23 protein-coding genes are annotated in these 26,672 nt (G+C 57.1%); 7 read left to right on the top strand and 16 right to left on the bottom strand.

Annotated elements, in window-relative coordinates; all coding sequences use genetic code 11:
- Positions 1-29 precede the first annotated feature (29 nt).
- The 5 genes from ppdK to ACP6EK_RS03670 are packed head-to-tail and all read right to left on the bottom strand — an operon-like array spanning position 30 to position 7,142.
- Complete coding sequence (gene ppdK, locus ACP6EK_RS03690) at positions 30-2,693, bottom strand: pyruvate, phosphate dikinase (protein WP_438318057.1); 2,664 nt, start codon at positions 2,691-2,693, stop codon at positions 30-32.
- A complete protein-coding gene (locus tag ACP6EK_RS03685) occupies positions 2,690-3,553 on the bottom strand; it encodes a kinase/pyrophosphorylase (protein WP_438318054.1) in 864 nt (287 codons plus the stop codon). The genes ppdK and ACP6EK_RS03685 overlap by 4 nt, the downstream gene beginning before the upstream one ends.
- Entirely contained in the window at positions 3,546-5,648 is a 2,103-nt protein-coding gene (gene glyS / locus ACP6EK_RS03680) for a glycine--tRNA ligase subunit beta (RefSeq protein WP_438318051.1), read from the bottom strand. Before glyS ends, ACP6EK_RS03685 begins: the two co-directional genes overlap by 8 nt.
- Positions 5,623-6,534, bottom strand: coding sequence for a glycine--tRNA ligase subunit alpha (glyQ, locus tag ACP6EK_RS03675; RefSeq protein ID WP_438318049.1), 912 nt, complete (start codon positions 6,532-6,534; stop codon positions 5,623-5,625). The genes glyS and glyQ overlap by 26 nt, the downstream gene beginning before the upstream one ends.
- A 59-nt stretch (positions 6,535-6,593) precedes the next feature.
- Positions 6,594-7,142: a macro domain-containing protein gene (locus tag ACP6EK_RS03670; protein WP_438318869.1), complete on the bottom strand. Its 549-nt coding sequence runs from the start codon at positions 7,140-7,142 to the stop codon at positions 6,594-6,596.
- Between the two features lie 112 nt (positions 7,143-7,254).
- Here ACP6EK_RS03670 and ACP6EK_RS03665 point away from each other — a divergent pair, with 112 nt between their 5' ends.
- The gene (locus ACP6EK_RS03665; protein ID WP_438318046.1) at positions 7,255-8,316 is read left to right on the top strand and encodes a 3-isopropylmalate dehydrogenase; all 1,062 of its coding nucleotides are present in this window, start codon (positions 7,255-7,257) and stop codon (positions 8,314-8,316) included.
- A 5-nt stretch (positions 8,317-8,321) separates the two neighbouring features.
- Here the strand turns inward: ACP6EK_RS03665 and ACP6EK_RS03660 are convergent, their stop codons facing one another.
- From ACP6EK_RS03660 to ACP6EK_RS03630, 7 genes are read right to left on the bottom strand one after another with little or no spacing between them, the layout of a single operon-like run.
- Positions 8,322-9,149 (bottom strand): hypothetical protein, encoded by an 828-nt coding sequence (locus ACP6EK_RS03660; protein WP_438318043.1) that lies wholly within the window; start codon positions 9,147-9,149, stop codon positions 8,322-8,324.
- Positions 9,146-9,637: a glycogen-binding domain-containing protein gene (locus tag ACP6EK_RS03655; protein ID WP_438318040.1), complete on the bottom strand. Its 492-nt coding sequence runs from the start codon at positions 9,635-9,637 to the stop codon at positions 9,146-9,148. The genes ACP6EK_RS03660 and ACP6EK_RS03655 overlap by 4 nt, the downstream gene beginning before the upstream one ends.
- Before the next feature lie 35 nt (positions 9,638-9,672).
- Positions 9,673-10,248, bottom strand: a complete 576-nt coding sequence (locus tag ACP6EK_RS03650; protein WP_438318037.1) for an RNA polymerase sigma factor — start codon at positions 10,246-10,248, stop codon at positions 9,673-9,675.
- 6 nt (positions 10,249-10,254) lie between these two features.
- Entirely contained in the window at positions 10,255-11,439 is a 1,185-nt protein-coding gene (locus ACP6EK_RS03645; protein WP_438318035.1) for a tetratricopeptide repeat protein, read from the bottom strand.
- Between the two features lie 2 nt (positions 11,440-11,441).
- A complete protein-coding gene (locus ACP6EK_RS03640; protein WP_438318032.1) occupies positions 11,442-12,113 on the bottom strand; it encodes a tetratricopeptide repeat protein in 672 nt (223 codons plus the stop codon).
- Entirely contained in the window at positions 12,110-13,189 is a 1,080-nt protein-coding gene (locus tag ACP6EK_RS03635; RefSeq protein WP_438318866.1) for an LptF/LptG family permease, read from the bottom strand. The genes ACP6EK_RS03640 and ACP6EK_RS03635 overlap by 4 nt, the downstream gene beginning before the upstream one ends.
- Positions 13,190-13,233: 44 nt before the next feature.
- The gene (locus ACP6EK_RS03630; RefSeq protein WP_438318030.1) at positions 13,234-13,644 is read right to left on the bottom strand and encodes a PspC domain-containing protein; all 411 of its coding nucleotides are present in this window, start codon (positions 13,642-13,644) and stop codon (positions 13,234-13,236) included.
- 137 nt (positions 13,645-13,781) lie between these two features.
- On the opposite strand from ACP6EK_RS03630, the gene ACP6EK_RS03625 reads away from it, so the two are divergent.
- The 5 genes from ACP6EK_RS03625 to ACP6EK_RS03605 all read left to right on the top strand — a co-directional run bounded on the left by ACP6EK_RS03625 (position 13,782) and on the right by ACP6EK_RS03605 (position 20,424).
- Complete coding sequence (locus tag ACP6EK_RS03625; protein ID WP_438318027.1) at positions 13,782-14,801, top strand: LacI family DNA-binding transcriptional regulator; 1,020 nt, start codon at positions 13,782-13,784, stop codon at positions 14,799-14,801.
- A 76-nt stretch (positions 14,802-14,877) separates the two neighbouring features.
- Positions 14,878-16,134, top strand: a complete 1,257-nt coding sequence (locus ACP6EK_RS03620; protein ID WP_438318024.1) for an ABC transporter substrate-binding protein — start codon at positions 14,878-14,880, stop codon at positions 16,132-16,134.
- A 48-nt stretch (positions 16,135-16,182) separates the two neighbouring features.
- Positions 16,183-17,043 (top strand): carbohydrate ABC transporter permease, encoded by an 861-nt coding sequence (locus ACP6EK_RS03615; RefSeq protein ID WP_438318021.1) that lies wholly within the window; start codon positions 16,183-16,185, stop codon positions 17,041-17,043.
- Positions 17,040-17,888 (top strand): carbohydrate ABC transporter permease, encoded by an 849-nt coding sequence (locus ACP6EK_RS03610; protein ID WP_438318018.1) that lies wholly within the window; start codon positions 17,040-17,042, stop codon positions 17,886-17,888. Before ACP6EK_RS03615 ends, ACP6EK_RS03610 begins: the two co-directional genes overlap by 4 nt.
- Positions 17,889-17,901: 13 nt before the next feature.
- Complete coding sequence (locus ACP6EK_RS03605; protein WP_438318015.1) at positions 17,902-20,424, top strand: beta-mannosidase; 2,523 nt, start codon at positions 17,902-17,904, stop codon at positions 20,422-20,424.
- A gap of 37 nt (positions 20,425-20,461) precedes the next feature.
- Here the strand turns inward: ACP6EK_RS03605 and ACP6EK_RS03600 are convergent, their stop codons facing one another.
- From ACP6EK_RS03600 to ACP6EK_RS03585, 4 genes are read right to left on the bottom strand one after another with little or no spacing between them, the layout of a single operon-like run.
- Positions 20,462-21,778, bottom strand: a complete 1,317-nt coding sequence (locus ACP6EK_RS03600; RefSeq protein WP_438318012.1) for a hypothetical protein — start codon at positions 21,776-21,778, stop codon at positions 20,462-20,464.
- A 55-nt stretch (positions 21,779-21,833) separates the two neighbouring features.
- A complete protein-coding gene (locus tag ACP6EK_RS03595; protein ID WP_438318009.1) occupies positions 21,834-23,120 on the bottom strand; it encodes a M16 family metallopeptidase in 1,287 nt (428 codons plus the stop codon).
- Complete coding sequence (locus ACP6EK_RS03590) at positions 23,071-24,309, bottom strand: M16 family metallopeptidase (protein WP_438318006.1); 1,239 nt, start codon at positions 24,307-24,309, stop codon at positions 23,071-23,073. The genes ACP6EK_RS03595 and ACP6EK_RS03590 overlap by 50 nt, the downstream gene beginning before the upstream one ends.
- A 45-nt stretch (positions 24,310-24,354) precedes the next feature.
- Entirely contained in the window at positions 24,355-25,317 is a 963-nt protein-coding gene (locus ACP6EK_RS03585; RefSeq protein ID WP_438318003.1) for a sugar phosphate isomerase/epimerase family protein, read from the bottom strand.
- Between the two features lie 147 nt (positions 25,318-25,464).
- On the opposite strand from ACP6EK_RS03585, the gene ACP6EK_RS03580 reads away from it, so the two are divergent.
- Positions 25,465-26,670 carry a pyridoxal phosphate-dependent aminotransferase gene (locus ACP6EK_RS03580; protein WP_438318000.1) on the top strand — a complete coding sequence of 402 codons (1,206 nt, stop codon included), beginning with the start codon at positions 25,465-25,467 and terminating at the stop codon, positions 26,668-26,670.
- Positions 26,671-26,672 lie beyond the last annotated feature (2 nt).

Here is a 26,672-nt window from a genome sequence, read left to right as displayed (position 1 = left end):
CAGGCGGGGTGGCCCCCGCCTGCTCCTTTTCACAGGTTGAATTTCGCCTCTTTCTCGACGTCTTCAAGCGCAGCGTGAGCGGCAGCCAGCCGGGCAATGGGCACCCGGAAGGGCGAACAGCTCACGTAGTTCAGACCAATCTTGTGGCAGAAAGCCACAGACTTCGGTTCACCACCATGCTCGCCGCAGATGCCGCACTTGAGGTTCGGACGGGTTTTGCGGCCTTTCTCAACGGCCATCTGCATGAGCTGCCCCACACCCTCCTGATCGAGGACCTGGAAGGGATCTTCAGGAAGGATGCCGTTCTCTTCGTAGAAAAAGAGGAACTTCCCTTCAGCGTCGTCACGGCTGTAGCCGAAGGTCATCTGGGTGAGGTCGTTGGTGCCGAAGGAGAAGAACTCGGCGTATTCAGCAATCTGGTCGGCGACAAGCGCTGCTCTGGGCACTTCGATCATGGTACCGAAGCTGTAGCTTATGGAAACACCCTGCTCTTGCAAGACCTTCTGGGCGACTTCATCGAGTTTCTCCTTGAGAACCTTGATTTCGTTCCTGTGGCCCACAAGCGGAATCATAATTTCGGGAATGACCTTGATGCCCTCTTTGGTGAGCTCACATGCCGCTTCCATAATGGCGCGAACCTGCATCTCGGCAATCTCGGGGTAGAGGATGACCAGACGGCATCCCCGAAGGCCCATCATGGGGTTAGCCTCATGGAGGTTCCGGACGACCTTCAGGAGTTTCTCCTTCTCCTCAAGCTCTGGCCCGGTAACACCTCGAGCCCTGAGGGTGGCGACTTCCACGAGAAGGTCTTCGAGTCTTGGCAGGAACTCATGGAGCGGTGGATCGATGAGCCGGATGGTCACCGGCTTTCCTTCCATGATGCGGAAGATTTCCTTGAAATCACCCTTCTGCATGGGCTCAATGTGGGACAGGGCTTCCTTTCGCTCCTCAAGGGTCTGGGCCATGATCATCTTCTGGACCCAGGGGAGACGGTCCGGAGCCATGAACATGTGCTCGGTCCGGCAAAGACCGATGCCCTCTGCGCCGAACTCCAGCGCCTTCTTCGCGTCAGCAGGCGTGTCGGCGTTGGCCCGAACACCGAGCTTGCGGAACTTATCGGCCCAGGAAAGGAGCACCTTGAACTCCTCGGAAAGCTGAGGCGGGATGGTACGGACCTGGCCAAGGATCACCTCGCCGGTGCTTCCGTCGATAGTAATGTACTCGCCCTCTTTCACCACCACATCGCCAACGGTGAACTCCTTTTTCTCGAGGTCGATTTTAATGGCCTCGCATCCGGCCACACAGGGTTTCCCCATACCCCGGGCCACAACGGCTGCGTGGCTCGTCATGCCGCCACGGCTTGTGAGGACACCCTGAGCCGCCACTACACCGTGGATGTCGTCAGGGGTGGTCTCCGGACGAACGAGGATGACCTTTTCCCCGGCGTTACCGAGTTTCTCCGCCTCATCGGCGTCAAAGACCACTTTCCCGGAAGCAGCACCAGGAGACGCAGGGAGTCCCTTGGCAAGGACCTTGAGAGGCTGACTCCGGTCAATCTGCGGATGGAGGAGCTGGTTGATCTGGCCTGGTTCCACACGTTTCACGGCAGTCTTCTCGTCGATGAGCCCTTCCCGGACCATGTCCACGGCAATCTTGATGGCCGCCTGAGCCGTCCGTTTCCCGGTTCGGGTCTGGAGGAGGTAGAGCTTGCCGCGCTCGATAGTGAACTCGAAATCCTGCATATCCTTGTAGTGCTTTTCAAGAATCTCGTAGACCCTCTTGAGCTCCTCAAACGCCTGGGGGAGCTCCTTCTCCATTTCCTTGATGGGTTTGGGGGTCCGGATCCCGGCAACGACATCCTCACCCTGGGCGTTTAAGAGGTACTCACCGTAGTACTCCTTCTCTCCTGTAGAGGGGTTTCGGGTGAAGCCAACACCCGTTCCAGAGTCAAAGCCCATGTTGCCGAAGACCATCATCTGCACGTTGACGGCGGTTCCCCAGTCCTCAGGGATATTGTGGATTTTCCGGTAGGTGATGGCCCGCTTGTTGTTCCAGGAGAGGAACACCGCGTTGATCGCCCGCCGGAGCTGCTCCCAGGGATCCTGAGGGAAGTCCTCACCGGTACTCTCCCTGTAGAGCTTCTTGTACTTCTCGACGACTTTTTTCAGTGCCTCCGCATCGAGATCCGTGTCCTGCTTTGCTCCAACTTCTTCTTTCACCTCGTCGAGAATCGCCTCGAACTTCGAATGGTCCACACCCATGACAACGTTGCCGAACATCTGGATGAAGCGGCGATAGCAGTCATAGGCAAAGCGCTCGTTCGAGGTCAGGCGGGCAAGGCCCTCCACCACCTTATCGTTCAGACCGAGGTTCAGGATGGTGTCCATCATCCCGGGCATAGAAGCCGGCGCACCGGAACGAACCGAAACGAGGAGAGGGTTGTCGGGGTCGCCGAATTTCTTCCCCGTCTTCTCCTCGAGGGCCTTCAGGCTCTTTTTCACCTCTTCCTCAAGTCCCTCAGGCCAGGCCTGGTTATTCCTGTAGAAGTGCGAACACGCCTCCGTGGTGATGGTGAAGCCAGGAGGGACAGGAAGGCCGATTCGGGTCATTTCCGCAAGGTTTGCTCCCTTCCCTCCAAGAAGGAGCTTCATCGAAGCGTCTCCTTCACCAAAGAAGTACACGTACTTCTTCATGCCTGTTCCTCCCTTTTCTTTTTGATTTGTTCAAAAATCTTTCCCACCACGTCGTGCACCGAAAGGCGGGTGATGTCAATGACCGGACAATGGAGACGCTGGTAAATCCCCCGGGCAAAGGCGAGTTCTTCCTCTACCCGCCCAAGACTTGCTTTCTCCACAAGACAGTACAACCCTAATGCCCTGATCCGCTCAAGACGGAGCTCGCTCAGATACCGGGGATCCATGTCGATACCCACAACGAGTGCTCTTGCGTTCCCCCCAACCACCTCCTCAAAGTTTATCGGAAGAGGGAGATTCGGGTCAAGCATGACATACCCACATTTGATGCCTTTTTCGGCCAGTCGCAGAATGCACTCATCCCGGTGCGGGTACCAGACGGTGAGCAGGATCACATCGGCCTGGTCCAGATTCGACACACTGAACCCAGTGCTCTTCTCCATGGCGTATTCGATGGCCTCAAGACGTTCGGCCACGTTCTCCTCCCGCTGGAGAATCCCGGGAATCCCCCGGGGCTTTCGGAGACTTACCCGCTTCAGCGCCTCCACCACTGGCCCGAGGATGTCTAAAGCGATGACACTGCGGTTAGCCGCCTCTGCCCGCAGAACCCGGGCCAGGTCCTCGTTGACCACCGTGTAGACCACGATGTCCTTTCCGACCCGTACCATGTCCATGATATTGTAGATTTCCTCTTCACTCCGCACGTGGGTGAACCGAAGGACGTTCACCCGGGGGAGCTCAAACTGCAAAAGCGCAGCCTGGACCACGGAGAAGGCGGTTTTCCCCGTTCCGTCGGAAATAACGAAGATGTTAAAGTCGTCGCTTGCCCCCTGGACTTCGTGGTCCTCGAACTCAGGCAACCCCTGCTCCCTCCTCCACCACGATGAGCGAAAGGTCGGCAAAATCGGCGAAGAGCTCGACGATACGCCGCATGAGCCCCAGGCGATTCCTCCGAAGGGCTTCGTCTTCACACATGACGAGAACCCTGTCGAAGAAGCGGTTCAGAAGGGGGATGATGCCCTGGAAAACCTCCACGGCCTTCCGGTACTCTCCCCGGGTGAGCAATCCCCGCACCTCACCCTCGATGTTCTGGAGCGCCCGGTACAGGTCCCTCTCGGCCGCTTCCACAAGAAGGGATTCCTGAACCTCCCGACCCTCAAAATCCCGGGAAATGTTGTACGCCCTGGTGAAACCGGTGACGATTTCGGCAAGAAGTGTCCGGTCCTTCTCAAAGAGCCCCTGCAGGAATTCGACACGTCGCGCAAGTTCATACAGGTCGTCGGTCTTTCCGGCAAACACCGCGTTCACTACCGAATAGTGCTTCCCTCCCTCAAGGAGGAAGGAACGCAACCGCTGGAGGAGGAAACGCTGCACCTCTTCTTCAGGGTTGGGAATCCGGGGGGCGAACCCCTGAGCGGCAAGGAGCGCCAGATTCCTGGCAATCCACTCCGGAAGGGGACAGTACCACTGACGGACAAGCAGAATATCGACGATCCCCTGTCCCAGGCGGCGCAACCCCAAAGGATCCTGAGACCCCGTGGGGATTCTCCCAAGGGCAAAACTCGAAACAATGGTATCCATCTTATCGGCCAGGGCAAGGATACTCCCCAGGGTCGTTTCGGGGAAACGGCCATTGGGTGAGGGGAGGTAACTCTCCTCAATGGCTAAAGCCACCTCTTCCCGTTCTCCCGAGAGCGCTGCGTACACCCGCCCCATGTACCCCTGGAGTTCCGGAAACTCCCGCACCATCGACGACACCAAATCAGCCTTGGAGAGGAAAGCTGCCCTCCTCAACAGGGCGATTTCTGCCTCACTGCGCTGCAGCACCTCCCCAAGATACGTCACGAGCTCCACAAGGCGTTCGGTCTTCTCGTACATGCTCCCCAGGTCTTCCTGGAAGACCACACCCTTCAGGGCTTCCACCCAATCAGCAAGACGGTGCTTTCGGTCTTCCTCGAAGAAAAAGAGCGCGTCCTCAAGGCGGGCCTGCAGAACTCGTTCATTCCCTTGGATGATTTTCTCCGACCCATCACAGGGGCGATTGATCACTACGAAAAAGAAGGGGCGAAGATTCCCTTCGTTATCGCAGGCGGCGAAATACCGCTGATGGTGCTTCATGACGGTGATCAAAAGCCGGGGCGGCAGGGAAAGGTACTTCTCGCTGAAACGACCCACTAAAACGTCGGGGTACTCCACGAGGAAGTTCACTTCTTCAAGGAGCTCCTCGTCCCGTAACCAGTGCACGCCGGCTTCCCGAGCACGCCGGGAGAGTGCCTCCTCTATGCGAGCTCGCCGTTTCTTCGGGTCCACCACAACCCCCGCCTCCTGGAGCACCTCCTCATATGCCCGTGCCTCAGGAACGGGCAGTGGCGCAGGGGCCAGGAAGCGATGCCCCCGGGTGTAGCGGGAAGCCACAACCCCTGCAATGGAGAGGGGGATTTCCTCCCTGCCGAGGAGCGCCACAAGCCACCGGATGGGACGAACAAAGCGAAAATGCCCCTCTCCCCAGAGCATGGACCGGGGGAACTCCAGGGAGGCGACAAAACTCGAAAGCGCCTCAGGCAGCACTTCCTTCACAGGCCGTCCTTCCTCGAACTTCCGGCCGAAAATATACGTCCCTCGCTCGGTCTCCCGGACAAAAAGGTTCTCCAGAGCAATACCCTGGGTCCGGGCAAAAGCCAGCGCCGGGGACAACCAGGTGCCGTCCTCGGCCATCCCCACCTTTTTCGCCGGACCCTTGATTTCCCGAACGACCGGCTCCTGGGAAAGTCCCACACCCCGGGCGTACACGGCAATCCTCCGAGGGGTTCCCCATACCTGGAACCCCTCACAGGGAATGCGGAACTTCTTAAGCATCTCCCTGAATTGCTCTTCGACCTCGGGAAAAATCTCCTGGATGAGGCTTGTGGGGAGTTCCTCGACACCGATTTCAAACAGGAGGTCTTCTATACCCATGAGTCACCGTCACCGCCATTTTCTGACACCAGGGGAATCCCAGGGCCTCTCGCTTTTTAAGGTAGAGCTGCGCACACTGGTTGGCGAGCTGCCGGATTCTCCCCATGTACTGGCTCCGCTCAAGAACACTCATCCCTCCCCGGGCATCGAGGAGGTTAAAGGTGTGGGAGCATTTGAGGATGTAATCATAGGCAGGGAGCACGAGTTCCCGCGCAAGGAGTCGCTGGGCTTCTTTCTCGTAGAACTCAAAGAGGGTAAAAAGCGTCTCAGGGTCGCTTTCTTCGAAGCTGTATATGGAATGCTCCTGCTCTTCCTGAAGCCGGATATCGCCGTAGGTAAGGTACTCGTTCCACTGAACCTCGAAGACATTGTCCTTCCCCTGGAGGTACATGGCAATGCGCTCAAGGCCATAGGTGATCTCGACCGAAATCGGTTTGAGGTCTATGCCTCCAGCTTGCTGGAAATAGGTGAACTGGGTGATCTCCATGCCATCAAGCCACACCTCCCAGCCAAGCCCCCAGGCTCCAAGGGTCGGTGATTCCCAGTTATCCTCCACAAAGCGGATATCGTGTTCTTTGGGGTCAATACCGAGGGTAAAGAGGCTCTCGAGGTAGAGATCCTGAATGTCGTCAGGAGAGGGCTTGATGATGACCTGGAACTGGTAGTGCTCATAGAGGCGGTTGGGGTTCTCCCCGTACCGGCCATCGGTGGGACGGCGAGAGGGCTCACAATAGGCCACTCTCCAGGGCTCGGGACCCAGAACTCGCAAAAAAGTCGCCGGGTTCATGGTCCCGGCGCCAACCTCCACATCGTACGGCTGCGCAATAATACACCCCTGCCGCTTCCAGTAGTCGCTCAAAGCGAGAATGATATCCTGAAAATACACAACACTCCCCCCAGCTCCATCAGAGGAACACTATATCAGGGAGAAGAGGGTCTGTCAACTCAACCTGAAGGAGTTCCACCTTCCTTCCCTGTCAGCCTCGCCAGGGTTTCTTCGTGAATACGCAGCGCCTCCTCATCCCAGAGGACGAAGCGGATGAGCCGGATTGACTCAAGCTGCGGAACCATTTCGATGACCGTTTTGAGTGCCACCTCCGCTGCTTCCCGCATGGGGTACCCGAAAACCCCGGTAGAAATGGCAGGGAAGGCAATGGAGGTTACACCACGTTCTTCGGCAAGCCTCAGGGCATTCCGGTAACAGGAAGCAAGGAGCTCTGCCGACGGCTCATCGATACCGTACCTTGGCCCAAGACAGTGGATGACGTAGCGGTTCGGGAGCCTGTGACCACCGGTGATGACCGCCTGCCCGGGCTTTATGGGGGCAAGGGGGCGGCACTCTTCATAAAGCCCTGGACCTGCTGCTCGATGAATCGCCCCGGCCACTCCGCCACCGGGACGGAGCTCGGCATTGGCGGCGTTCACTATGGCATCAATGCCTTCCTGTCTTGTGATATCCCCCCGCACACACTCAATTCTCACTTTGCCCACCATTCGCTCCACGGTCTCCACCTCCAGAAGGACGAAGTTCTGCTCTTCCTGCGCTAACCCCCTGGGAATTCCGCTTCAATTCCGTATAATAGTGTACCAGGAAAGGGGGAAGAACATGAAGAAAACGTACCGGATTGGTGTTATTCCTGGAGATGGAACAGGACCCGAAGTCGTGCGGGAAGGGCTCAAAGTCCTTGAGGCAGTGGCAGCGAAAGTCGGCTTCTCGTATGAGACTATTGTCTACCCCTTTGGGGGTGAGCACTACAAAAAGACCGGCGAGACCTTGCCCGACTCCGCCCTTGAGGAGTTCAAAAAGCTCGACGCCCTGTACCTTGGCGCCATAGGACATCCCGACGTGAAGCCTGGAATTCTCGAGCAGGGCATTCTCCTTCGAATCCGCTTTGGCCTTGACCAGTACGTGAACCTCCGCCCCGTGAAACTCTACCCGGGGGTGTGGACCCCAATCAAAGACAAGGGGCCCGAGGACATCGACTTTGTGGTGGTTCGGGAGAATACCGAAGGGCTCTACGTCGGCGCCGGGGGATTCCTGCGGAAAGGAACACCCGATGAAGTGGCCATCCAGGTCTCCATCAACACCCGGAAGGGCGTAGAGCGGTGCATTCGCTTCGCCTTCGAGTACGCAAGGAAACGGAACAAGAAAAAGAAGGTGACCCTCTGCGGGAAAACCAACGTCCTCACCTACGCCTTTGACCTGTGGGAACGGGTCTTCTACGAGGTTGCCCGGGAGTACCCCGACGTCCAGACCGATTACGCCCATGTCGATGCCACCACCATGTGGATGGTGAAAAACCCCGAGTGGTTCGACGTCATCGTCACGGATAACATGTTCGGAGACATCATCACCGACCTTGGAGCCATGATCCAGGGGGGTATGGGCATTGCCGCAGGTGGCAATATCAACCCCCAGGGAGTCTCAATGTTTGAGCCCATCGGGGGCTCAGCACCCAAGTACACGGGAATGAACGTCATCAATCCCCTGGCGGCAATCCTTGCCATGCAGATGCTCCTTGACACCATCGGGGAGCACGAAGCAGCCTCCCGCGTCGAAAACGCCGTGATTCAAGCACTGCAAAGTGGCAAGATCAAGAGTATGAGTGCGGGGAAAATGGGTCTCACAACCCAGGAGGTCGGGGACCTCGTCGCCTCCCTGGTGTGAGGCAATCACTCAAGGGGTGTTCCGCCTTCCTGCGTGGGTGGACGCACTGCAGAGGGCTGGGGCTCAAGGGGAGTCCCGCCCTCTTCAACCGGTGAGCCTCCAGATACTCCAGGTTGTGGCGCCACCACTCCCTGCCCTGCCCGAAGGGCCGGCCGGGGTTTGTTGGCGGCGATGAAGTTCTCAAGCTCCACTTCCACAAGGGCGAAATTCTCATACCGTCCCAGCGCCTCTCCCAAAACCCGGACGACATCCTTTGCCTCAATCCCTTCTTTCCTTGCCTGCTCAAGGAGCCGGGAAATGGTCCGGATCTCCCGGGCTTCGAGGTTCCGATCAAGCACCCGCTGCAACACCTCGTTCGCCCTCTCCGAGGGAACGCCAACCTCAAGAAGAGCAGCCACCGCGTCCACGAAACGCCCTGCCACCTTGGGGTTTCCCCCAACCCGGGCGAGAACTTCTTTCAGAATCCGAGGTGACACGGAGAGCTCCAGAGAAAGCACCAGGTCCTCGAGGATGTTTTCCCCGCTGGGGACCCCTGTCTCCTCAAGGAGGGATCGAGCCCTCTCCAGGGCTTCCTTTCGCCTGTTCAGCGCCTCAATGAGGTCCTTTGGGGGGACATTCTTGACAAGGCCCTCCCGAAGCTTCTTGAGAAGGAGTTTCTGGGCCGCATCCTGAGTGTCGGCAAAGATTAAGGCAACCTGTTCCTTGAGGTACACCTTGTCCTCCGGGGAGTAGGAGGAGCGCTCGATGAGACGGAGAACCGCCTCAGAAGCCCAGGAAGCAGAAACCGCAAAAAGGCAAAGGACAAGAAGCGGGAAAAGAATCGTCCGTTTCACTCGGTATCGCCGTCGACCACGAGAATAGAGTTGACGCTGCCAAACCCATCGGCCACGGCCCGCAAGGAGAGAGGGTCAGGAACCCATTTCCCATCGACCAGGAAACCATATTCGTACTTCCCCGGGCGAAGACGTAAGGTAAGGGCAAAACAGTTCTCGTCAACCCGCTCCATGGGGATGGATTCCCAGTCCGAGAAATCACCGGCAACGGCCACGGTTTTGGGGTTCCGAACAGTGCTGCAGAACACCAGCCGTACCGTCCGATACCCGAAAAGCTCAAGGCGAGGGGTGAGAGGGAGGTTAGTCGTGAGCATGAGGACGAAAAGCGCTGCCGCCGCAAGCGCCACGACCCACCGCTTGTAACGTCGATACGACGGTCGCGCTCGCTCTGCAATGCGAGCCATCACAGAGGGCGCAAGGGACCGCCCCAGTTCAACCTTTGGTAAGCGTCGCAGGTACTGCTCAAGTTGCTCCTCCACATTACCCACCCACCTATAGATACGAGGGGGAGAAACACGAAGTTTCACGAAAATTCCTCTCCCAGGAGTTCCCGGAGTTTCGCCTTGGCCCGGTGGAGGTAAGTCTTCACTGTCCCCACAGGAACGTCGAGAATCTGGGCAATTTCTTCATAAGAGAGCTCCTCCACGTAGCGGAGGACGATGACCTCTCGAAACTTCAGGGGGAGCTGTCCCACAGCCTGTGAAACCCGTTCAAGAAGCTCCTCTCTGAGCACCCCTTCCTCGGGATCCTTCCCTTCAGGAAGGAAGTCCCCGAGTTCATCCTCCTCTTCTTCCCCCACGGGGGTGTTCAGGGAGAAAAAGGAACGGATTTTCTGCCGCCGGAAATAGTCCAGGCACACGTTCCGGGCGATGCGGTACATCCAGGTGGAGAACTCAAAAGAGTCCCTGTAAGTCCTCAGAGCAAAAAAGGCCTTCACAAAGGCCTCCTGGGTGAGGTCCTCAGCATCCTGTCTTTGCCGCACAAGACCGTACACGTAGTTGAAAATGGGTTTCTCGTAGCGAGCCACAAGAACGGCAAAGAGGTCTTTGTTGCCGTTCAATACCTCTTGGATGATTTCTCTATCGCTCTGCTCCCACATTGTGGCTCAGAGAACGTACTTCCGCAACCAGTCAATCCGGAATTGGACGTTCTGGATGAGTGAGGATCCATCGGCCCACCTGGCTCCGGGGTACCGGCGAATGATGTCCAGGTAGGTGTTGTACGCCTCGAGGTACCGACCGAGTTTCTCAAGGCACAGACCCTTGTGGAACAGCGCAGCAGGTGCGATGAGAATACCGTTGTACCATTTTCCCTCCGGGTACAGCCGCACACAGTCCTCGAAGGCCTGGAGGGCATCGGCGAAGCGACTGGCCTTGTAGAGCGATGCCCCAGCGAAGTACTGGGCATCGTCTGAGAGGTCGGTACTGGGGTACTGGGCCACATACTCCAGGAACCTTGCCGCCGCCCGGTTGTAGAACTCCATCCGGTAGAGGCAGTGCGCCGAAGAGTAGAGCGCCTTCTGGGCCACTTCCCCACCAAAGGTCATCGCCCTTTCATACGAGGCCAGGGCATCCCGGAAAGCCCCGAGGATGTAGTAGCAGTCACCCATCTCGTACAGGGCCTGTCCGGTGAACTCGCTTTCAGGATAGCGTTCAACGAGCTTCCAGTATTCCCTAATGGCCTGGCTGAAATCCCGAAGCCCCTCACTGTAACATCTGGCAAGAAGGTACTGGGCGTCATCGGCAAAGGGATCCTGAGGAGCATCCGCCACCATGGCCCCCAGGACGGTTACGGCCTTCTGGTACTCCCCAAGGTAGAAGAACGACGCTCCCTGGAGAAAGAGGATAGAGGGTGCCAGCGGACTCTGGGGATACGACAGCAAAAAATCCTCAGACCCTCGAACCACCCGTTCGTAAAAGCCTAGCTCATAAAGGGTGAAAAGGTACTCCTTGAGGTTGTCCTCGCTGCGTTCGGCGAGTACCACTCTTCCCTCGGCATTGATGCTCTTCGTCTCTCCATCGGCGACATCCGCCACAACCACCGCTCCAGTGTACGAGGCATGGGAGAAAAAGACGTACTGTTTTCCTGTCGGAAGATCCTCAAGGAGAAATCGCCCATCGTTCCCGGTGAGGACACTCTTCCCCCCTCCTTCAACGAGCACTCCGCTCACCGGTCCCTGCGCGTCCCACACTTCCCCTGTGAGATTCCCCCGTCCTCCGCTCCGTAAACACCCCACCGCAAGAACCAGGATCGACATCGCAAGCATAAAAGGGAAAGCTCTCCGTCCCATCGTTACCCCTTCCTCTCAACTTTCCTCAAAAGCCTCTCGATCTCTTTGAGCCGCCCGAAACCCTCCGGGGCATGCTCTAAAAGGAAGCGGAGCTCTTCTTCCGCCTCCCTGTACTTCCTTTCAGATTCAAGAACCACCGCCAGCCAGTACCGGGCCTCAAAGTTCAGGGGTTCCCGAAGGAGTATCCCCCGAAGCGTCTCTTCCGCCTCTTCCCCCTCTCCCATTTTATACAATACGTAACCGAGGTGGAGAAGGTAAAAGGAGTTCTCCGGGGAATGCTCCAGAGCCCTGGTGAGGCACGTTCTGGCACTTTCCCACTCCCGAAAGTATCCGGTACTGCTCCGGAGCTCAAAAATATACCCCAGGCGGAACCAGTTCACGTGGTCCTCGGGATGGGCCTCAAGATGAGCAGAAAACACTGGAATGGCCCGCTCAGAAAGCTCAAAAGCCCGACGGTACTTCCCCTCTTCAAGCAGGAGCAGTCCTGCCTCCCAGAAAGCGTCAAGAACCCGTTTGCCCTCTGCAATGCACTCCTCAAAAAGGCGCAGGGCCCTCTCGGCGTCTCCGCTTGCCTTCGCCGCCATGGCCTCCTCAAAGAGGTCAAGAGCCCGAATCTCCGATACCAGAAAAAGAGTCGAAAGCGAAAGGAAAATCGCCACCAGGAATCGCCTCATCGCCAGTCCACCATCCCGTAGAGGACAATCCCAAGGCCCCCGAAGAGGAAGTTCGGCATCCAGGCCGAAAGCCAGGGGGTGAGAACATCCCCCCGACCCAGAGAACGGAAAATCGAGAGGAGCATGTAGTAGACGAAGGCAAGAATCACCGTCACGATGACTCCCAGCGCCTTGGTATCCCTGGTTTTCTGAACTCCCAGGGGCATCCCCATGAGGATGAAAACAACCGCTGAGAAGGGAAGGGAGAACTTGAAATGGTAGGCCACCTCGAGTTTCTGTGTTTCGCTCCCCGCCTGCCTGAGGATGGCGATTTGCTTACGCAACTCCCGGGAGGACATCTCTTCAGGGCTGCGCTGCTTCTCAAAGAACTCCCGGAGTTCCTCCTTCATATCGATGCGCATGACCGCAAACTCCACCTCTTCCTCCAGGTACCCATCTTCCCCGTAGCGGTGGAGCACCCCCTTCTCGAGAATCCACTGGTCCTCCACCCAGCGAGCTTTCTCGCTCACGATGACGTCGGGGAACTTTCGACCTCTCCCGAGCTCGTAGATGATGACGTTTTTCATCTCCCAGGTGGTGGCGTCGAGTTCGTTCACGTAAAAGTAACGGTTCTCGGCGTCGCGAAAGAAGACGTTCTGCTGGATTTTCGGCGGGGCTTTCTTGTACACATAGTAGCGAATGAGCGTCTGGGCTCTGTGGTTTGTCTCTGGCACGATGAAATCGTTGAGGAGAAAAGACCCAAAGGCCACAAGGAGAGAAAACCCAAGATACGGAAGGAGGAACCGCCGGATGCTCACGCCACTTGCCTCAATGGCCACAAGTTCGCTGTCCCGGCACAGCCGACCCATATTGAGCTCGGCCGAAAGGAGCCCTGAAATAGGAAACGTCATGACCATCTGTGCCGGGATGTAGAGGAGGAGAATTTCAAGGGTGATGAGGAAGGGAACCTTCTGGTTCACGAAAAAGTCCATGAGCTCAAAGAGGGTCTGCACAAGCATCACAATCGTCACCGCCCCGACCCAGGTGAACATCCCGAGGGCGGTCTCTCTCGTCACATAGCGATCAAGGATTTTCACAAACAATCCACGTCACCTGTCCGCTGCTATTGTAGCAATCCGGACTACCGCCGCACAAGGAGCAAAACGCCGCCGACGATGAGGAGAACGGGCAGGAACGCCTGACGGACCCAGGGAGTCCAGGGGCCCCAGAGGGGAACAACATACTGGGAAAGCCACAGCGCGCCGATGATGACGAGAAACCAGGCAAGCATGTGGCGACCGGGTTCTTTACGGCTTTCCCCTGGTGCAGGCGAAGAACCCTCGAGGGTGAACCTTTCGTCTTCTCCTTTAGGCTCTTCGGGAATGAGAATCCAGGCGATGATGTACGCCAGAATCGCTCCTCCCCCCACAAGAATGAGGAGCACAGCCACAATTCGCACCAGAGAAGGGTCAAGCCCAAAGTACTCCGCAATGCCTCCGCACACGCCTCCAAGAATCCGGTCTCTCCGGGAACGATACAGTCGCTTTTCCATGGTTTACCCTCCCTGCCAGGATGGTACAAGGATACCCCAAGGGGGAGATTTTTGCAAACCCGCTTGCGCAGGGAAAAACTTTTGCTATAATGTTTATCAAAACTGTTTCAGAATAATTTCAAAAAGGACGAACCGCCATGCCAAGAGTGAACATCTACACCATTGCCAGGAAGGCCGGTGTCTCTCCAGCAACGGTCTCAAGGGCCCTGAACCATCCCGAACAGGTATCCCCGGAAACACGGGCAAAAATCTTCCAGGCCATGGAAGAATACAGGTTCATCCCCAGCGTACTGCCGAGGAAAAACGACACCGTGGGCATTGTCTATGAATGGCGCGAGGGGATTTTCCTCAACTACTACTTCTCCCGGCTTCTCAACGGCATATCCGCAGAGCTCCAGAAATTCAACTATACCATGCTCTTTTTCACCAGAGACCACTTTGCCTCCCCCCAGGAGTGGAGAACCTTCCTCCACCAGCACCACGTCGGAGGCGTCATCCTGGTTACACCTCCCAGAGATGACCCGAAAATCCGGCCGCTTTTTGCCCTGGGGAAAGACGTGGTCGTTCTGGGGTCCAGAGTCGAAGAAGACGTCCACTTTGTGGATTGCGAGAACATCCAGTCCACCAGGGTGGCCCTGCAGTACCTGTTTGACCTCGGCCACCGGAGAATTGGTTTCATCGGTGGTGATCTCACCCAGGTTGACCACGCCGAGCGCTTCGAAACATACCAGACTTTCCTGAAAGAGCGAGGGTTCTTCCGGGAAGAGTACGTTGCCATCACCAATGACATTGCGGCCTTCGTCTCAGGCCAGGGAGGTTTCGAAGGCGCCGTGAGGCTTTTGAATCTCCCCTCCCCGCCAACGGCAATCTTTGTGGCCAGCGGCAACTGTCTCCCTGGGGTCCTACGCGGCCTTGGGGCCATGGGGAAGAGGGTCCCTGAAGACGTGTCCCTCGTGTGCTTTGACGACCTTGAGGAGATCGTCCCGGGTATCACCTCTATCCGCCAGCCGATTGAGCGCATGGGTCGCACAGCGGCAGAAATCATCATCCGTCAGATGCTGAAACGCAATGGCAACTCGGAGTTAGAACGGAAAATCCTTCCCTGCCAGTTCATCCTTCGAAACTCGGTGAGAAGCCTCGTTGGGGGAGGGAGGTGAGAGGACGAGGAGCACCAAGTCAACCCTGTTTCGTCTCCCTGTGCGACACTTCCAGCGAAAAGGAGGTTGAGGAACCGTGAAGCGCGTGTTGCTCATTGCGGTGTTTGTGCTCTTTCTTGTGTGGAGTGTCGTGGCTCAGGAGAAAATCACCCTCCAGTTCTGGCACACCTACAGCCTGGCGGAGATCAAAGTGCTCACCGAGCAGGTCGAACGGTACATGCAGGAAAACCCCAACGTGCAGATCCAGCTCACGAACATCCCCTTCGAGCAGCGAGCCACAATGATCATCAACGCCATTAAAGGTGGCACGCCTCCAGACCTTTACCGTGGCGATATGCCCATGCAGTTTGAAATCGCCCGGCTTGACGCCGCCTTACCGCTTGACGAGCACATTAAAAAGAATGATCCAGACATGCTCACGGATGTTCCAAAGAACATCTGGGACATGTGCACCTATAAGGGGAGTATCATTGCCGTTCCCGAAGATTTCTTCGTTCCGGTCATTTACTACAACAAAGACCTGTTCCAGGAAGCAGGAATAGGGGAATTCCCCACCACCTGGGATGGGCTTCTTGAAGCAGCCAGAAAACTCCACAAGCCCAGAGAGGGGAAGTTTGGCATTGAGTGGATGAGCTGGGGAGATGGCCCCTACTGGTCCACGGGGGCACTCTTTCTCTCCAACGGGGGCAATTTCGTTGAGGACGGAAAAGTCGTCTTCGCCAGCGAGAACAACGCTGGGACCTTCGAACTCTTGACAGAACTCTTCCAGTACACCCCTCCCGGTCTTTCGACCTTCGGGTACGATGACTGGGACAAGGCCTTTTACCTCGGAAAGGTTGGGATTCAGCTCGGGAACGGCTCCTGGAGCATCGGCAACTACCGTGAACTCGCGCCGAACCTCAACTACGGCATTGCTCCGTACAACCTCGTCGGTCCCATGGGCACCGAACCCCTTGTCCCCGGACACGGCGTATGCTTCTACATGGTGATGAAAGGGACGAAGTACCCCGACGAAGCGGCAAAGGTCATCACCTGGCTTGTGAGCAAAGAGAACCACCTGGAGTGGTGCGAAAAGCTCTGGCATACCCCAGTGAGAACGTCTACTTTCGCCAACCCCTTCTTCGACGATCCGCGGTTCGATGCCTTTAAATTCGAGCTCACCAGAGCCCGGGCAATCTTCACCGGTGACGTGGCCACGGTCTTCAATCCGCTCATCGCCGATACGTTCCGGAGGGTGTTCTGGGACATCGTTGAGGGTGGCGCAGACATCGAGGCAACGCTCAAAACCGGCGCCCAGGAAATGGAGAAAATCCTTGCTGAGCTCGGGAAATGAAACGAGGACCCTCCTGGCCCAGGGCCAGGAGGGTCACGGAGGACAGCCATGGTGCTCCGAAAAAGGACTTCGTGGATACTCTTGATGCCCCTTTTTGCTTTCCTTGCCTTGACCTTCTTCTACCCCATGCTCTACCAGTTCCTCCTGAGTTTCGAAGAGCACACCCTGTACACCGCCGAACCGTTCTTCGTTGGCCTCCGGAATTACGCCATCGTGCTCCAGGACCCCCTCTTTTTCGTTGCGCTCAGGAATGCCCTCTTATGGACGGCCCTCTCGGTTGCCTTTCAGATTACTCTTGGGCTCTTCACCGCACTGCTCCTCAACATCCCACGCCGGGGATACCGGGTCTTCCGGAATCTCAGCCTGATTCCCTTCGTGCTCCCTCCTGTGGCCATCGCGGTCACCTGGAAGTGGCTGTACAATCCTCTCTACGGACTCATCAACTACCTCGTGACCCTCTTTGGGGGTGAACCGGTGAATTTCCTTGGGAGGAATCTTGCGCTGTACTCGGTGAGCTGGGTCAACATCTGGAAGGCCTTTCCGTTCTATGCCCTCTTCATCCTCGCCGGGCTTCAGTCCATCCCCCAGGAAATCCACGAAGCTGCCCGTATCGACGGGGCAACGTCCTTTGCCATTTTCCGGTACATCACCCTCCCCCTCATCCGGCCACTGCTTTTCGTCATGGCGCTCTTTGCCACGGTATGGACCTTCAACTACTTCGACCTCATCTACTCCATGACCCAGGGCGGCCCAGGACACGCCACAGAAATCCTGGCAACCCTCGCATACAAAACCGTCTTCCTCAAACTCCGCTTTGATCACGCTGCTACCCTCGGGGTCTTCATGTTCCTCATCAACTTCGCCCTGAGCCTGGCCATCCTCACCGTTTCAAGGAGGGTGGAATCATGAAAACCAGAGCGCTTTCCACAGCGCTGTATTACCTCCTCATCGTTCTCCTCCTTCTCTGCATCCTCGTCCCCATTTACTGGCTCATCATGCCCTCCTTCCTCCCACCAGATGAGATGTTCGCCTTCCCGCCACACCTTTTCCCGAAAGCCTTTACCCTGAAGAATTACTACGACCTGATCGTCACCTACCCGAGAACCGTCACCATCGATATGCTCCTGTACCTTCGAAATTCCTTTTTTGCCTGTGGCATAGCAAGCTGCATCGTCCTTGTCATCAGTGTTCTTGCGGGATACGCTCTTGCAAGGTCATTCCTTCCAGGAAAGGGCACCCTCCGGACAGCGGTGATCCTCACCCAGATGATGCCGGCCGTGCTGTTTTTCATTCCCATATACCTCTTCATGAAGCGGCTGGGCCTTGTGAACAACCTCCTGGCCCTCATCCTCGTCTACCCGGGCATGGTGGCTCCCTTTAGCACCCTCATCAGCGAAGCCTACATCGCGAACATCCCTCAGGAAATCGAGGAAAGTGCCCTGCTTGATGGCGCGGGAGTTGGCATCATCCTCTTTCGCATCATCTTCCCCCTTGCCGCTCCTATGATTGTGGCCATTCTCATCTACTCCTTCGTGTGGATGTGGAACGACCTGGTCATTGCCCTGGTCCTCTGCCATGCCAACGAGGTACGCACGGCAAGTGTCGGGCTTTTCAGCTTCATCGGGGCAGCAACGGTGGAGTGGGGTGGGCTCCTTGCAGGAACGGTGCTCTGCATTTTGCCACCCCTTCTGCTCTTTGCCTTTTTCCAGAAATTCATCATTCAGGGTATTCTTGCTGGAAGCCTCAAAACGTGAAGGAGGTCAGCGTATGCACAGGCTCACTCTTGACGGATCGTGGATTCTCGAAGGCTTACCGTACGGTGAAGGGGTAGAGAAGAAAGCATACCGCCCGGATTACGTTCCTTCAGACCCCCTGGAAGCCCTGGTTCCCGGGGAGGTGCACCTTGATCTCCTTCGGGCAGGAAGAATCCCTGAACCCCTCTTTGGCGAGAACGCTAAACTCTGCCAGTGGGTTGAGGAAAAAGAGTGGTGGTACCGCCGGAAGTTCTCCGTTCCCGGAGAGTGGCTCACGCTTCATGCTGAACTTGTGTTCGAGGGCATCGACACCGACTGTGACGTGTACCTCAACGGGGAACACCTCGCCCATCACGAGAACATGTTCGTCCCCCTTGTCATTGATGTTTCCGGGAAACTCCAGAGCGAAAACGTCCTCGTCGTCCGGGTTGATTCTGGCGTCATGCGAATTCAGAACAAACCCTTCGTGCCGTATCCTGCAGGAAGCCCCGAGCAGGATTACCGGCGAGTCTGGGCGAGAAAAGCCCAGTTCACCTTCGCCTGGGACTGGGCGCCTCGCCTGGTAAACGTGGGTATCTGGAGGAGCGTTTCCCTGTGCTTCTTTGAAGGGTTCGCTCTCCGGGATGTTTTTGTGAGAGGGAGTATCTCCTGTGACCGAAAATCCGCTACGGTCACTCTTTCTGGCGCGGTGGAGAACTTCTCCAAGGATTTCGCCTGTGAGCCGAGGCTCCGGCTTCGGGCGCTCCTTTTTGAGGAGGAAGGAAGGAAACTCGTGGCCTCAACGGACGAGTCGCTCCGGGCCTATCCCGGTCTTACGAATTTCACCCTGACCCTTGAGGTTGCTCCGCCTCGCCTCTGGTGGCCGAACGGCTTCGGTGAGCCCCACCTTTACAGAGTTCTTCTCCTCCTCCTTGATGAGGAGGGCCGGGAACTCGACCGCTTCGAAAAGGTCTGGGGCCTTCGGGAGGTTGCCCTCCGGCAGGAACCCCTCTCAAGCGACGAAGGGGAGTCCTTCGTCCTCACCGTTAACGGTGAACCCATCTTCTGCAAGGGGGCAGACTGGGTTCCGGCGGATTCCCTCATCCCCCGAGTCACAAAGGAAAAATACCAGAGGCTCATCGAAGAGGCCCAGAAAGCCCACTGCAACATGTTCCGAGTCTGGGGTGGGGGAATCTACGAAGACTCCTTCTTCTACGAACACTGTGCCCGCTGCGGCATCATGGTCTGGCAGGATTTCATGTTCGCCTGCGCCTACTACCCCAAAAGCCCTGAATTCTTGCAGGAAGTCGAGCGGGAAATCCGGGCAGTCGTGAAGCAACTCCGGAACGAAACCGCCATTGTCCTGTGGTGTGGCAACAACGAGCTCCAGTGGCTGCACGAGCGGAACAAGGAAATCACCGGGAAGAAGGACCTGGAATTCCCCGATTACGACATCTACCACATCCTCATGCCCCGCCTCCTCAAAGACCTCGACCCCACAAGACCCTTCTGGCCCTCAAGCCCCTACGGGGGGAGTGACCCGAACTCGGAGAATGAGGGTGACCGCCACTCCTGGGACGTGAGCATCCTCACTGAGGACCTGAAGGAACGGGTGAACTACGAGAACTACGCCCGAGACCGGGGGAAGTTCATCTCCGAATTCGGCGTTCTGGCGCCTCCAGTCCTTGAGTCCCTCCGGGAGTTCATCCCCGAAGAGGAGCTCTTCCTTGACTCCCCTTCCTGGCAGTTCCACAACAACGTCTTCGAGCGGGAGAACATCCGGGGAATGCTCCGGGAGTTCGTCAAAGACCCGGAAAACCTTTCCTTCCCGGAGTACCTCCGTTGTGCCCAGCTCCTCCAGGGTGAAGCCCTGAAGTTCGCCCTTGAGCACTGGCGAAGACGGAAATTCCTCACCGCCGGGGCGCTCTTTTGGATGTACAGCGACTGCTGGGGTGCTATCGGCTGGACGGTCATTGACTACTACCTCCGGAAGAAACCGAGCTACTACTTCGTTCGGCGAGCCTTCCAACCCGTGGACCTTTCGCTACGCCGGGGAGAACACGCTGTGGAGCTTTTTGTGGTGAACGACACGCCGGAAGCCCTTGTCCTTGCTGTGGAATACGGCCTGGCATTCTTCGACGGACAGGAAATCACCTCCGGGAACCTCTCCTGCCACATTCCTCCGAATAGCTCCCGGAAAGTCGGCGTGGTCCCCTGTGGAGTTGCAAAAGCAAGGCCTTCTGAGGTCTTCTTCTGGGCCAGGCTCCTTGACGGAGACCGGGTGCTCGACTGGGAACGGTGCTTCTTCGTGCGTTTCAAGGACCTCAAACTCGAAAAAGCCCGGGTCGACTGGGACGTCGTCTTCGAAAAAGGCGAAACCTTTATAGAACTCGTTTCACCAGTTTTTGCCTGGTTCGTGAACGTAGAACTCCCCTCCTCGTTCACCCCTGAGGACAACTACTTCGACCTTTTCCCCAAAAAGGTGCGGCGGCTGAAAATCACGGGCGAGGGAGAGCTCAAAAAGCAGGACGTGGAGATTTCCTGGAATAACGCTTGAAACACCCTCCCCAGGGCCTCTAAGGCCCTGGGGCTTCTCAGAGCTCTTCAAGCTCAAGACCAAACACCCGGGCAACAGAACGGAGTTCAGGCATCCTTGCGCCGCCAAGAAGGCACACGTGGTGCGAGTAGAGCCCCTCAACGAGCCTGTATCCATCCCGAACCCGAAGGAGCGCCCCGTTCTCACAGTCTGAACCCGGATACTGGACGTATCCCTCAAGGTTTCCCCAGGCAGCCACCATTTTCTTACAGGAAGGATGGAGCTTCACAAGTGTCACCGGTCCCTCAGGAAGCCGGGCATCCAGGGCAATGGCGTTCTCGTCGACAATGCGGAGGACTTTCCGCCGAACGCAGAAGGACTGAGCGAAAGGTCGGGGGACAACCCCAAAGTACCCGCAGTGGGCGAGAAGCGCATGATGCTCAGGTTCCGGGACGTCAGGAAACCGCTCAATGCGCTCGTGCCTCAGCGCCGCCTCACCCATGAGGAAAGGATAGATGTTGGTCATCATCACCGGAGCCCGAAAGGGGAAGTACACCAGGCACTCAGTGAGAAGCGACAGGACATCAGCCTCACAGGCCCAGAGGATGCCGTACCGCTCAAAGAGCATGTCCCAGGCAAGGCAGGGTGTGGTGTCCGAGAAAAAGGACTCGTTGAGGCAGTTGATGCCCATACCAAGGACGTTCTCGTGCTTTTCCAGCTCCTCGCGGAGGGCGAGGTACATCTTCACCGCGCGCCACAGGGCGTGCTCCGGAACCCCTGCAACCGGGATGTCCCATCGCTGCCATTCAGCGCTGGCCGCAGCATCGGGAATGCTCTGAGCTTTTTGCGCAAGCTCCCGAAAACTCCTCACCACAACCTCTATTCCAAACATCTCGGCGATATTCTTCCGGCACTCTTCCTCCCACCAGAAAAAGCGCTTGAAAATCTCTGCCTGCATTCCCTCCCCGGGATTATCCTGGAACACCAAGAACTTCGCCCCCCGGGCGTGCCGCTTGAGCGCCAGAGCACGGACGATAGTCTTTGTAAGCTCAAGAGAATACGGAGCAAAGACTGAAAGCCCCTGGGCCTTGAGGTAGGTGACAATCTCCCAGTCCCACATGTTCATCGTCCCGAAGGGGGAGGTTACGATGAGCACGGGAAGGCGCATGTTCTTCAATTCGCCTGCGGCTCTGTAGGCCTCACCCAGAATCTGGGGGAAAAGCAATGCGTCCGCACCGGTGGCTTCGCTTCCTATTGGGACCGGGTCAATGATTTCCGCTTCATTTCTCAGGAATTCCCGGAGTCGGAGCACCTGTTCCCGGTACTCCGCATCCATCCCCGAAGCAAAGTACACCGGAAGAAGCGTCGCTTTCATATTTCATCCCTCCATGTGGTAAAGACAACTATACAGGCTGGAGGAAAGAAAAACCTCATGCCACTGGCATGATGGCCCCCAGCGACTCTCCCTGACCGACGAACTTCCGGTAGATTGCCCTGGCCTCTTCCAGAGAGAGTTCGCGGAGGTACGCTTCATACTGGAAGGGGAACTCCCATCCCAGCCCAACCCGCTCGTAAAAGGCAAAGAGCGAGGCCAGAGAGGCCACGGTCTCGAAACTGTGGAGAAAGAGACCCCTCGTGTAGGTTTTGGCCTCGTTGAACTCCTCCTCCTTCAGGTTGAGGAGATTGCGGAATTCCTCCCGGAGAATGCTCACCACGGTATCAAAATAGCAGGGCGCAAAACCGCAGTACGCGCAGAGGAACGAGGGCCCAAGGAGGGGCGCGTAGATGGAACCGACCTGGTAACTCAGACCCCGGCTTTCACGGATACGCAGGAAGAGCCGGGAATACATCCCTCCGCCCAGGGCGTTGTTGAGCACCTCAAAGGCAACCCGTTCCTTCACCTCAAGAAGCCCCGGAGCCCGGAATCCCAGAACCACCCAGCTATCCCGGACTTCCTTGCAATCCACAATCCGCAAAGAGGCAGGGAAAAACCTGTCCTTTGGGGGGAAAGGAAATTCCCGGGGGATGATCTCCCCGAGTTCCCGCTCAAGAACCTTGGCGATTTTCTCTCTATCGAACCTCCCCGCTACAGCAAGCACCATGTTGTTGGGCACGAAAGTTCGTTCATACCAGGCGATAACCTCCTCAGGCGTTATCCGCTCAAGACTCCTCACCTCCCCAAGGGTCGGAAAGGCATAAGGGTGTCGACCAAAGAAAGCTCGCTTGAAGCGGAGCATGGCTGCCTTCAGAGGGTCATCATCTAGAGAACGGAGAAGATCGATCAGGAAACGTCTCTCCTTCTCAACCTCCTCAGGGAGAAAGGCTGGAGCCTTCACGGCTTCAAGAAAGAGCCCAAGAAGGTCTTCGGCTACCTCAGCAGGACCCTCCATCACTACCTTCCCTGTAAAATAGTTCGAGGAACTCTGGATCGTCGCTCCAAGGCGCTCCACCGCCCGGCTGAATTCAACGCCACTGCGCCTTTTCGTGCCCTTAAGGAGCGTCTCCTGCATGAGGGCCGATATCCCTCGCTCCTCCTCCTTCTCGAAGATATTCCCAAGACCAAGGAGGAGGTGGAACACCACGAGTTCGCTCTCTCTGGGGATGAAAAGGAGCACCAGGCCGTTCTTGAAGACCAGCTTTTCCACCTTGAAGGTCCCAGTGTCCACTTCACTCACCTGGCTTGATGAGGATTGAGGTTCCTCGCTCAAAGTCCACATACCTTCGGGCCACCTCCACAAGGTCCTGCGGTTTCACCCGCTCGATCTCAAAAAGCGCCCGGAGGCTCCGGTCAATGCTATCGATGGTGTCAAGGCGCCCCAGAAGCTCGGCGCTCCCGAGAGTCGTTTCGGTAGCACTGAAAAAGCCGCTTTTTAAGAGGTTTTTGGCCCGTTCCAGCTCTTCATCGGTGGGCACAAAATAGGTAAGCCTCGTGAATTCCCCGCGGATGGCCTCCTCGATTTCCTCAAGACTTCCCTGGGAGAAGGTGAAGAAGATAGCGAAGATCCCGGCGTGTTCGTAGTACGAGTACGTCGTGTGGATGGTGTCCACAATCTGCCGTTCTTCCCGAAGCGCCACGTTGAGCCGGGAACCCAGCCCATCACCCATGACCAGAGAAAGCAGTCGCAGGAGGTAGAAGTCGTCGCTTTTAATCCCTCCGCAGAGAAATCCGATAACCCCGTAGAACCTCCGGACATCCATGACGCATTCCACAATCTGCCGTTCTGGGGAAGGTAACGGAGGAAAAAGCGGGGCATCGAGTTCCCGGGGGACTGGGAAAGAACCAAAGAGTTCCTCCGAGAAGGCAAAGAGCTCCCCTTCCTGCAGATCTCCACTCACCGCGAGGACCATGTTGGCCGGGTGGTAAAAGCGTTCCCGGTGTCGCAGAAGGTCCTCCCGGGTGAACAGCCGCACCGTTTCCTCTCGCCCCAGAATGGGGAGGCCATAAGGAGTATCGGAGAAGACTCGCTCGTATAGGAGGCGTGCCAGGCGTTCCTCAGGATCGTCCTCGTCAAGGTGAATCTCCTGGATGACCACCATCTTCTCCCGCTCGATGTCCTCAGGGTCAAAGAGCGGCTGGGTGACGAGTTCCATCTCAAGCGCCAGGGCCTCCTTCCAGAACTCCCGGGGGACAACGAGGTAGAAATCGGTAGTATCAAGGGACGTCCCGGCATTCAGTGTCCCCCCAAGGGCCTGTACTCGTCGGGAGAGCAAAAGCCCCGGGAAATGGACCGTCCCCTTGAAGACCATGTGCTCGAAGAAATGGGAAATCCCATTCTTCTCTGGCTCCTCGTCTTTTACCCCTGCCCGCACCCAGAGGTTCACCGCCACAAGGGGAGAGTCCATGCGGCGGAAGACCACCCGCGCGCCACAGGGGAGAACTCTTTTGGTGTAGGAGAGAAACCGCACTCCCCTTCCTCCTTCCGGGAAAAGGGGGCCAGAGGCCCCCTTTTCCTACACCCACCAGGCCTGACCAATCTTTTCGCGGATGACGACTTCCTTGAGGAAGGCCACCGCCTTCTCAAACCCCTCCTTCCCCGACATCAGGGAATCCTCGTGCTCTATGGAGAGGACGCCATCGTACCCGATGAGCCGCAGGGTACTCACGAAGTCCTTCCAGAAGCCAAAATCATGCCCGTATCCGACGGTGCGGAAAATCCAGGAGCGCTTGATTTCCTCGGTGTACACCTTGGTGTCGAGGTTACCGTTGACGAGGCTATTGACCGGGTCGATTTTCGTGTCCTTGGCGTGGACGTGGTACACCGCGCCCTCGAGTTTTCGCAGGGCAAAAATCGGGTCAATGCCCTGCCAGAAGAGGTGGCTTGGGTCGAAGTTCGCCCCGATGACTTCACCCACCGCCTCCCGGAGCCTGAGGAGGGTTTCAGGATTGTACACGCAAAAGCCCGGGTGCATCTCAAGGCATACCCGAACCCCGTGATCTTTGGCGAACTGTCCAGCCTTCTTCCAGTAAGGGATGAGCTTTTCCTCCCACTGCCACTTGAGGACTTCCAGGAAATCCGAGGGCCAGGGACAGGTCACCCAGTTCGGGTACTTCGCGTTTTCTGAGTCCCCGGGACACCCTGAGAAGGTGATGACGTTCTGGACCCCGAGTTTCTCAGCAAGAAGGACACTGGCCTCGAAATCGTCATGGTGCTTTTTGGCGATTTCAGGATTCGGGTGGAGCGGATTCCCGTGACAGCTCAGAGCGCTCACTTCAAGCCCCCGGGACTCCACCGCCTCCTTGAAGCGGGCGAGTTTCCCCGGATCTTCCAGAAGTTCCCTGGGATTACAGTGGGCATTCCCGGGGTACCCTCCGGTACCGATCTCCACCGCTTCCACGCCCTGCGCCTTCACGTAGTCCAGAGCTTTCTCCAGGGGTTCGTTCTGAAAGAGCACCAGAAAAACGCCGATCTTCATAAAACTTTCCCTCCTCTCTTGACTTTTTCCTTCTCCTCCTCTATAAGAAAAAGCAAAACCGCACGCCTTAGAGTATATCCTCTCAAGCCCGAGAACGCAACTCAGGACGAGGCAAAAGCGCAGCCATACCCAGAGGGGGGAAATTCCATGGAGGACCAGAGGAGCATCCGTCTGGCGCAGCGAGTGCGGAACATTGCTCCTTCGGCCACGCTCTCCATCTCGGCAAAGGCCCAGGCCATGAAACGCCAGGGAATTGACGTGATTTCCTTCAGTGCGGGAGAACCGGACTTTGACACTCCCGGGTTCATCAAAGAGGAAGCGAAGAAAGCCATCGACAGTGGCTTTACCAAATACACCGCCACTCCGGGTATTCCCGAGCTTCGGGAAGCCATCTGTGAGAAACTGCGGCGGGAAAACGGCCTCTCCTACTCTCCTCAGGAGGTCATCGTCTCCTGCGGGGCCAAGCACTCGCTCTACAACGCCATCATGACCCTCTGTGAGGCCGGGGACGAGGTGCTTCTCCCTGTCCCGTACTGGGTGACCTACTTAGAGCAGATCCGGCTGGCGGGGGGCAAGCCGATTTTCGTGGAGTGTGAGCAATCCTCTCTCGCGCTGGACCTCAACGCCCTGGAGCGAGCCATTACTCCAAGAACCCGTCTTCTCATCCTTAACAATCCCGCAAACCCTACAGGCGTGGTGCTTTCGGAGGAAACGCTTGCGCAGATTGCCCGCATTGCCGTAGAACGCGACCTCTTCGTCATCTCCGACGAAATCTACGAGCACCTGGTGTACGAAGTTCCCTTTCCCCGAAGCATTGCCACCTTCCCGGGGATGAAAGAGCGAACGGTGGTCATCAACGGGGTCTCCAAGACCTTTTCCATGACCGGCTGGCGTATCGGGTACGCCGCTGGCCCCCGGGAGGTGATCGAGGGGATGGCACGTCTCCAGGACCACATGACCTCCAACCCCACGTCCATAAGCCAGAAGGCGGCACTTGCTGCCCTGCGTGCTCCATCCTCGGTCATCCGGGACATGGTGGAAGCGTTCAACACCCGGCGAAAACTCATGCTCTCTCACCTCTCCGAGATTCCCGAAATCTCTTTTCCCATCCCTCAGGGAGCTTTCTACGTCTTCGTCGACTTCTCAAGGTACTGCAGTGGGCGTTTCGCCGGAGAGCCCATCGGGACCTCAGAGCGCCTGGCAGAGCTCCTGCTTGAAAAAGCCCATATTGCCTGTGTTCCTGGGAGCGCTTTCGGTATGGAAGGGTACCTCCGCTTCTCCTACGCGATTTCCGAGAAGGCCATAGAAGCGGGGATGGAGCGGCTCAAGAGCTTTTTGCAGCGCATAGCATAGGA

The organism is Candidatus Caldatribacterium sp. SIUC1 (genome assembly GCF_051549785.1).
Classification (GTDB): domain Bacteria; phylum Atribacterota; class Atribacteria; order Atribacterales; family Caldatribacteriaceae; genus Caldatribacterium.
The sequence above is the reverse complement of the archived record's forward strand: the minus strand, read 5'-3'. Positions and strand labels throughout refer to the sequence as shown.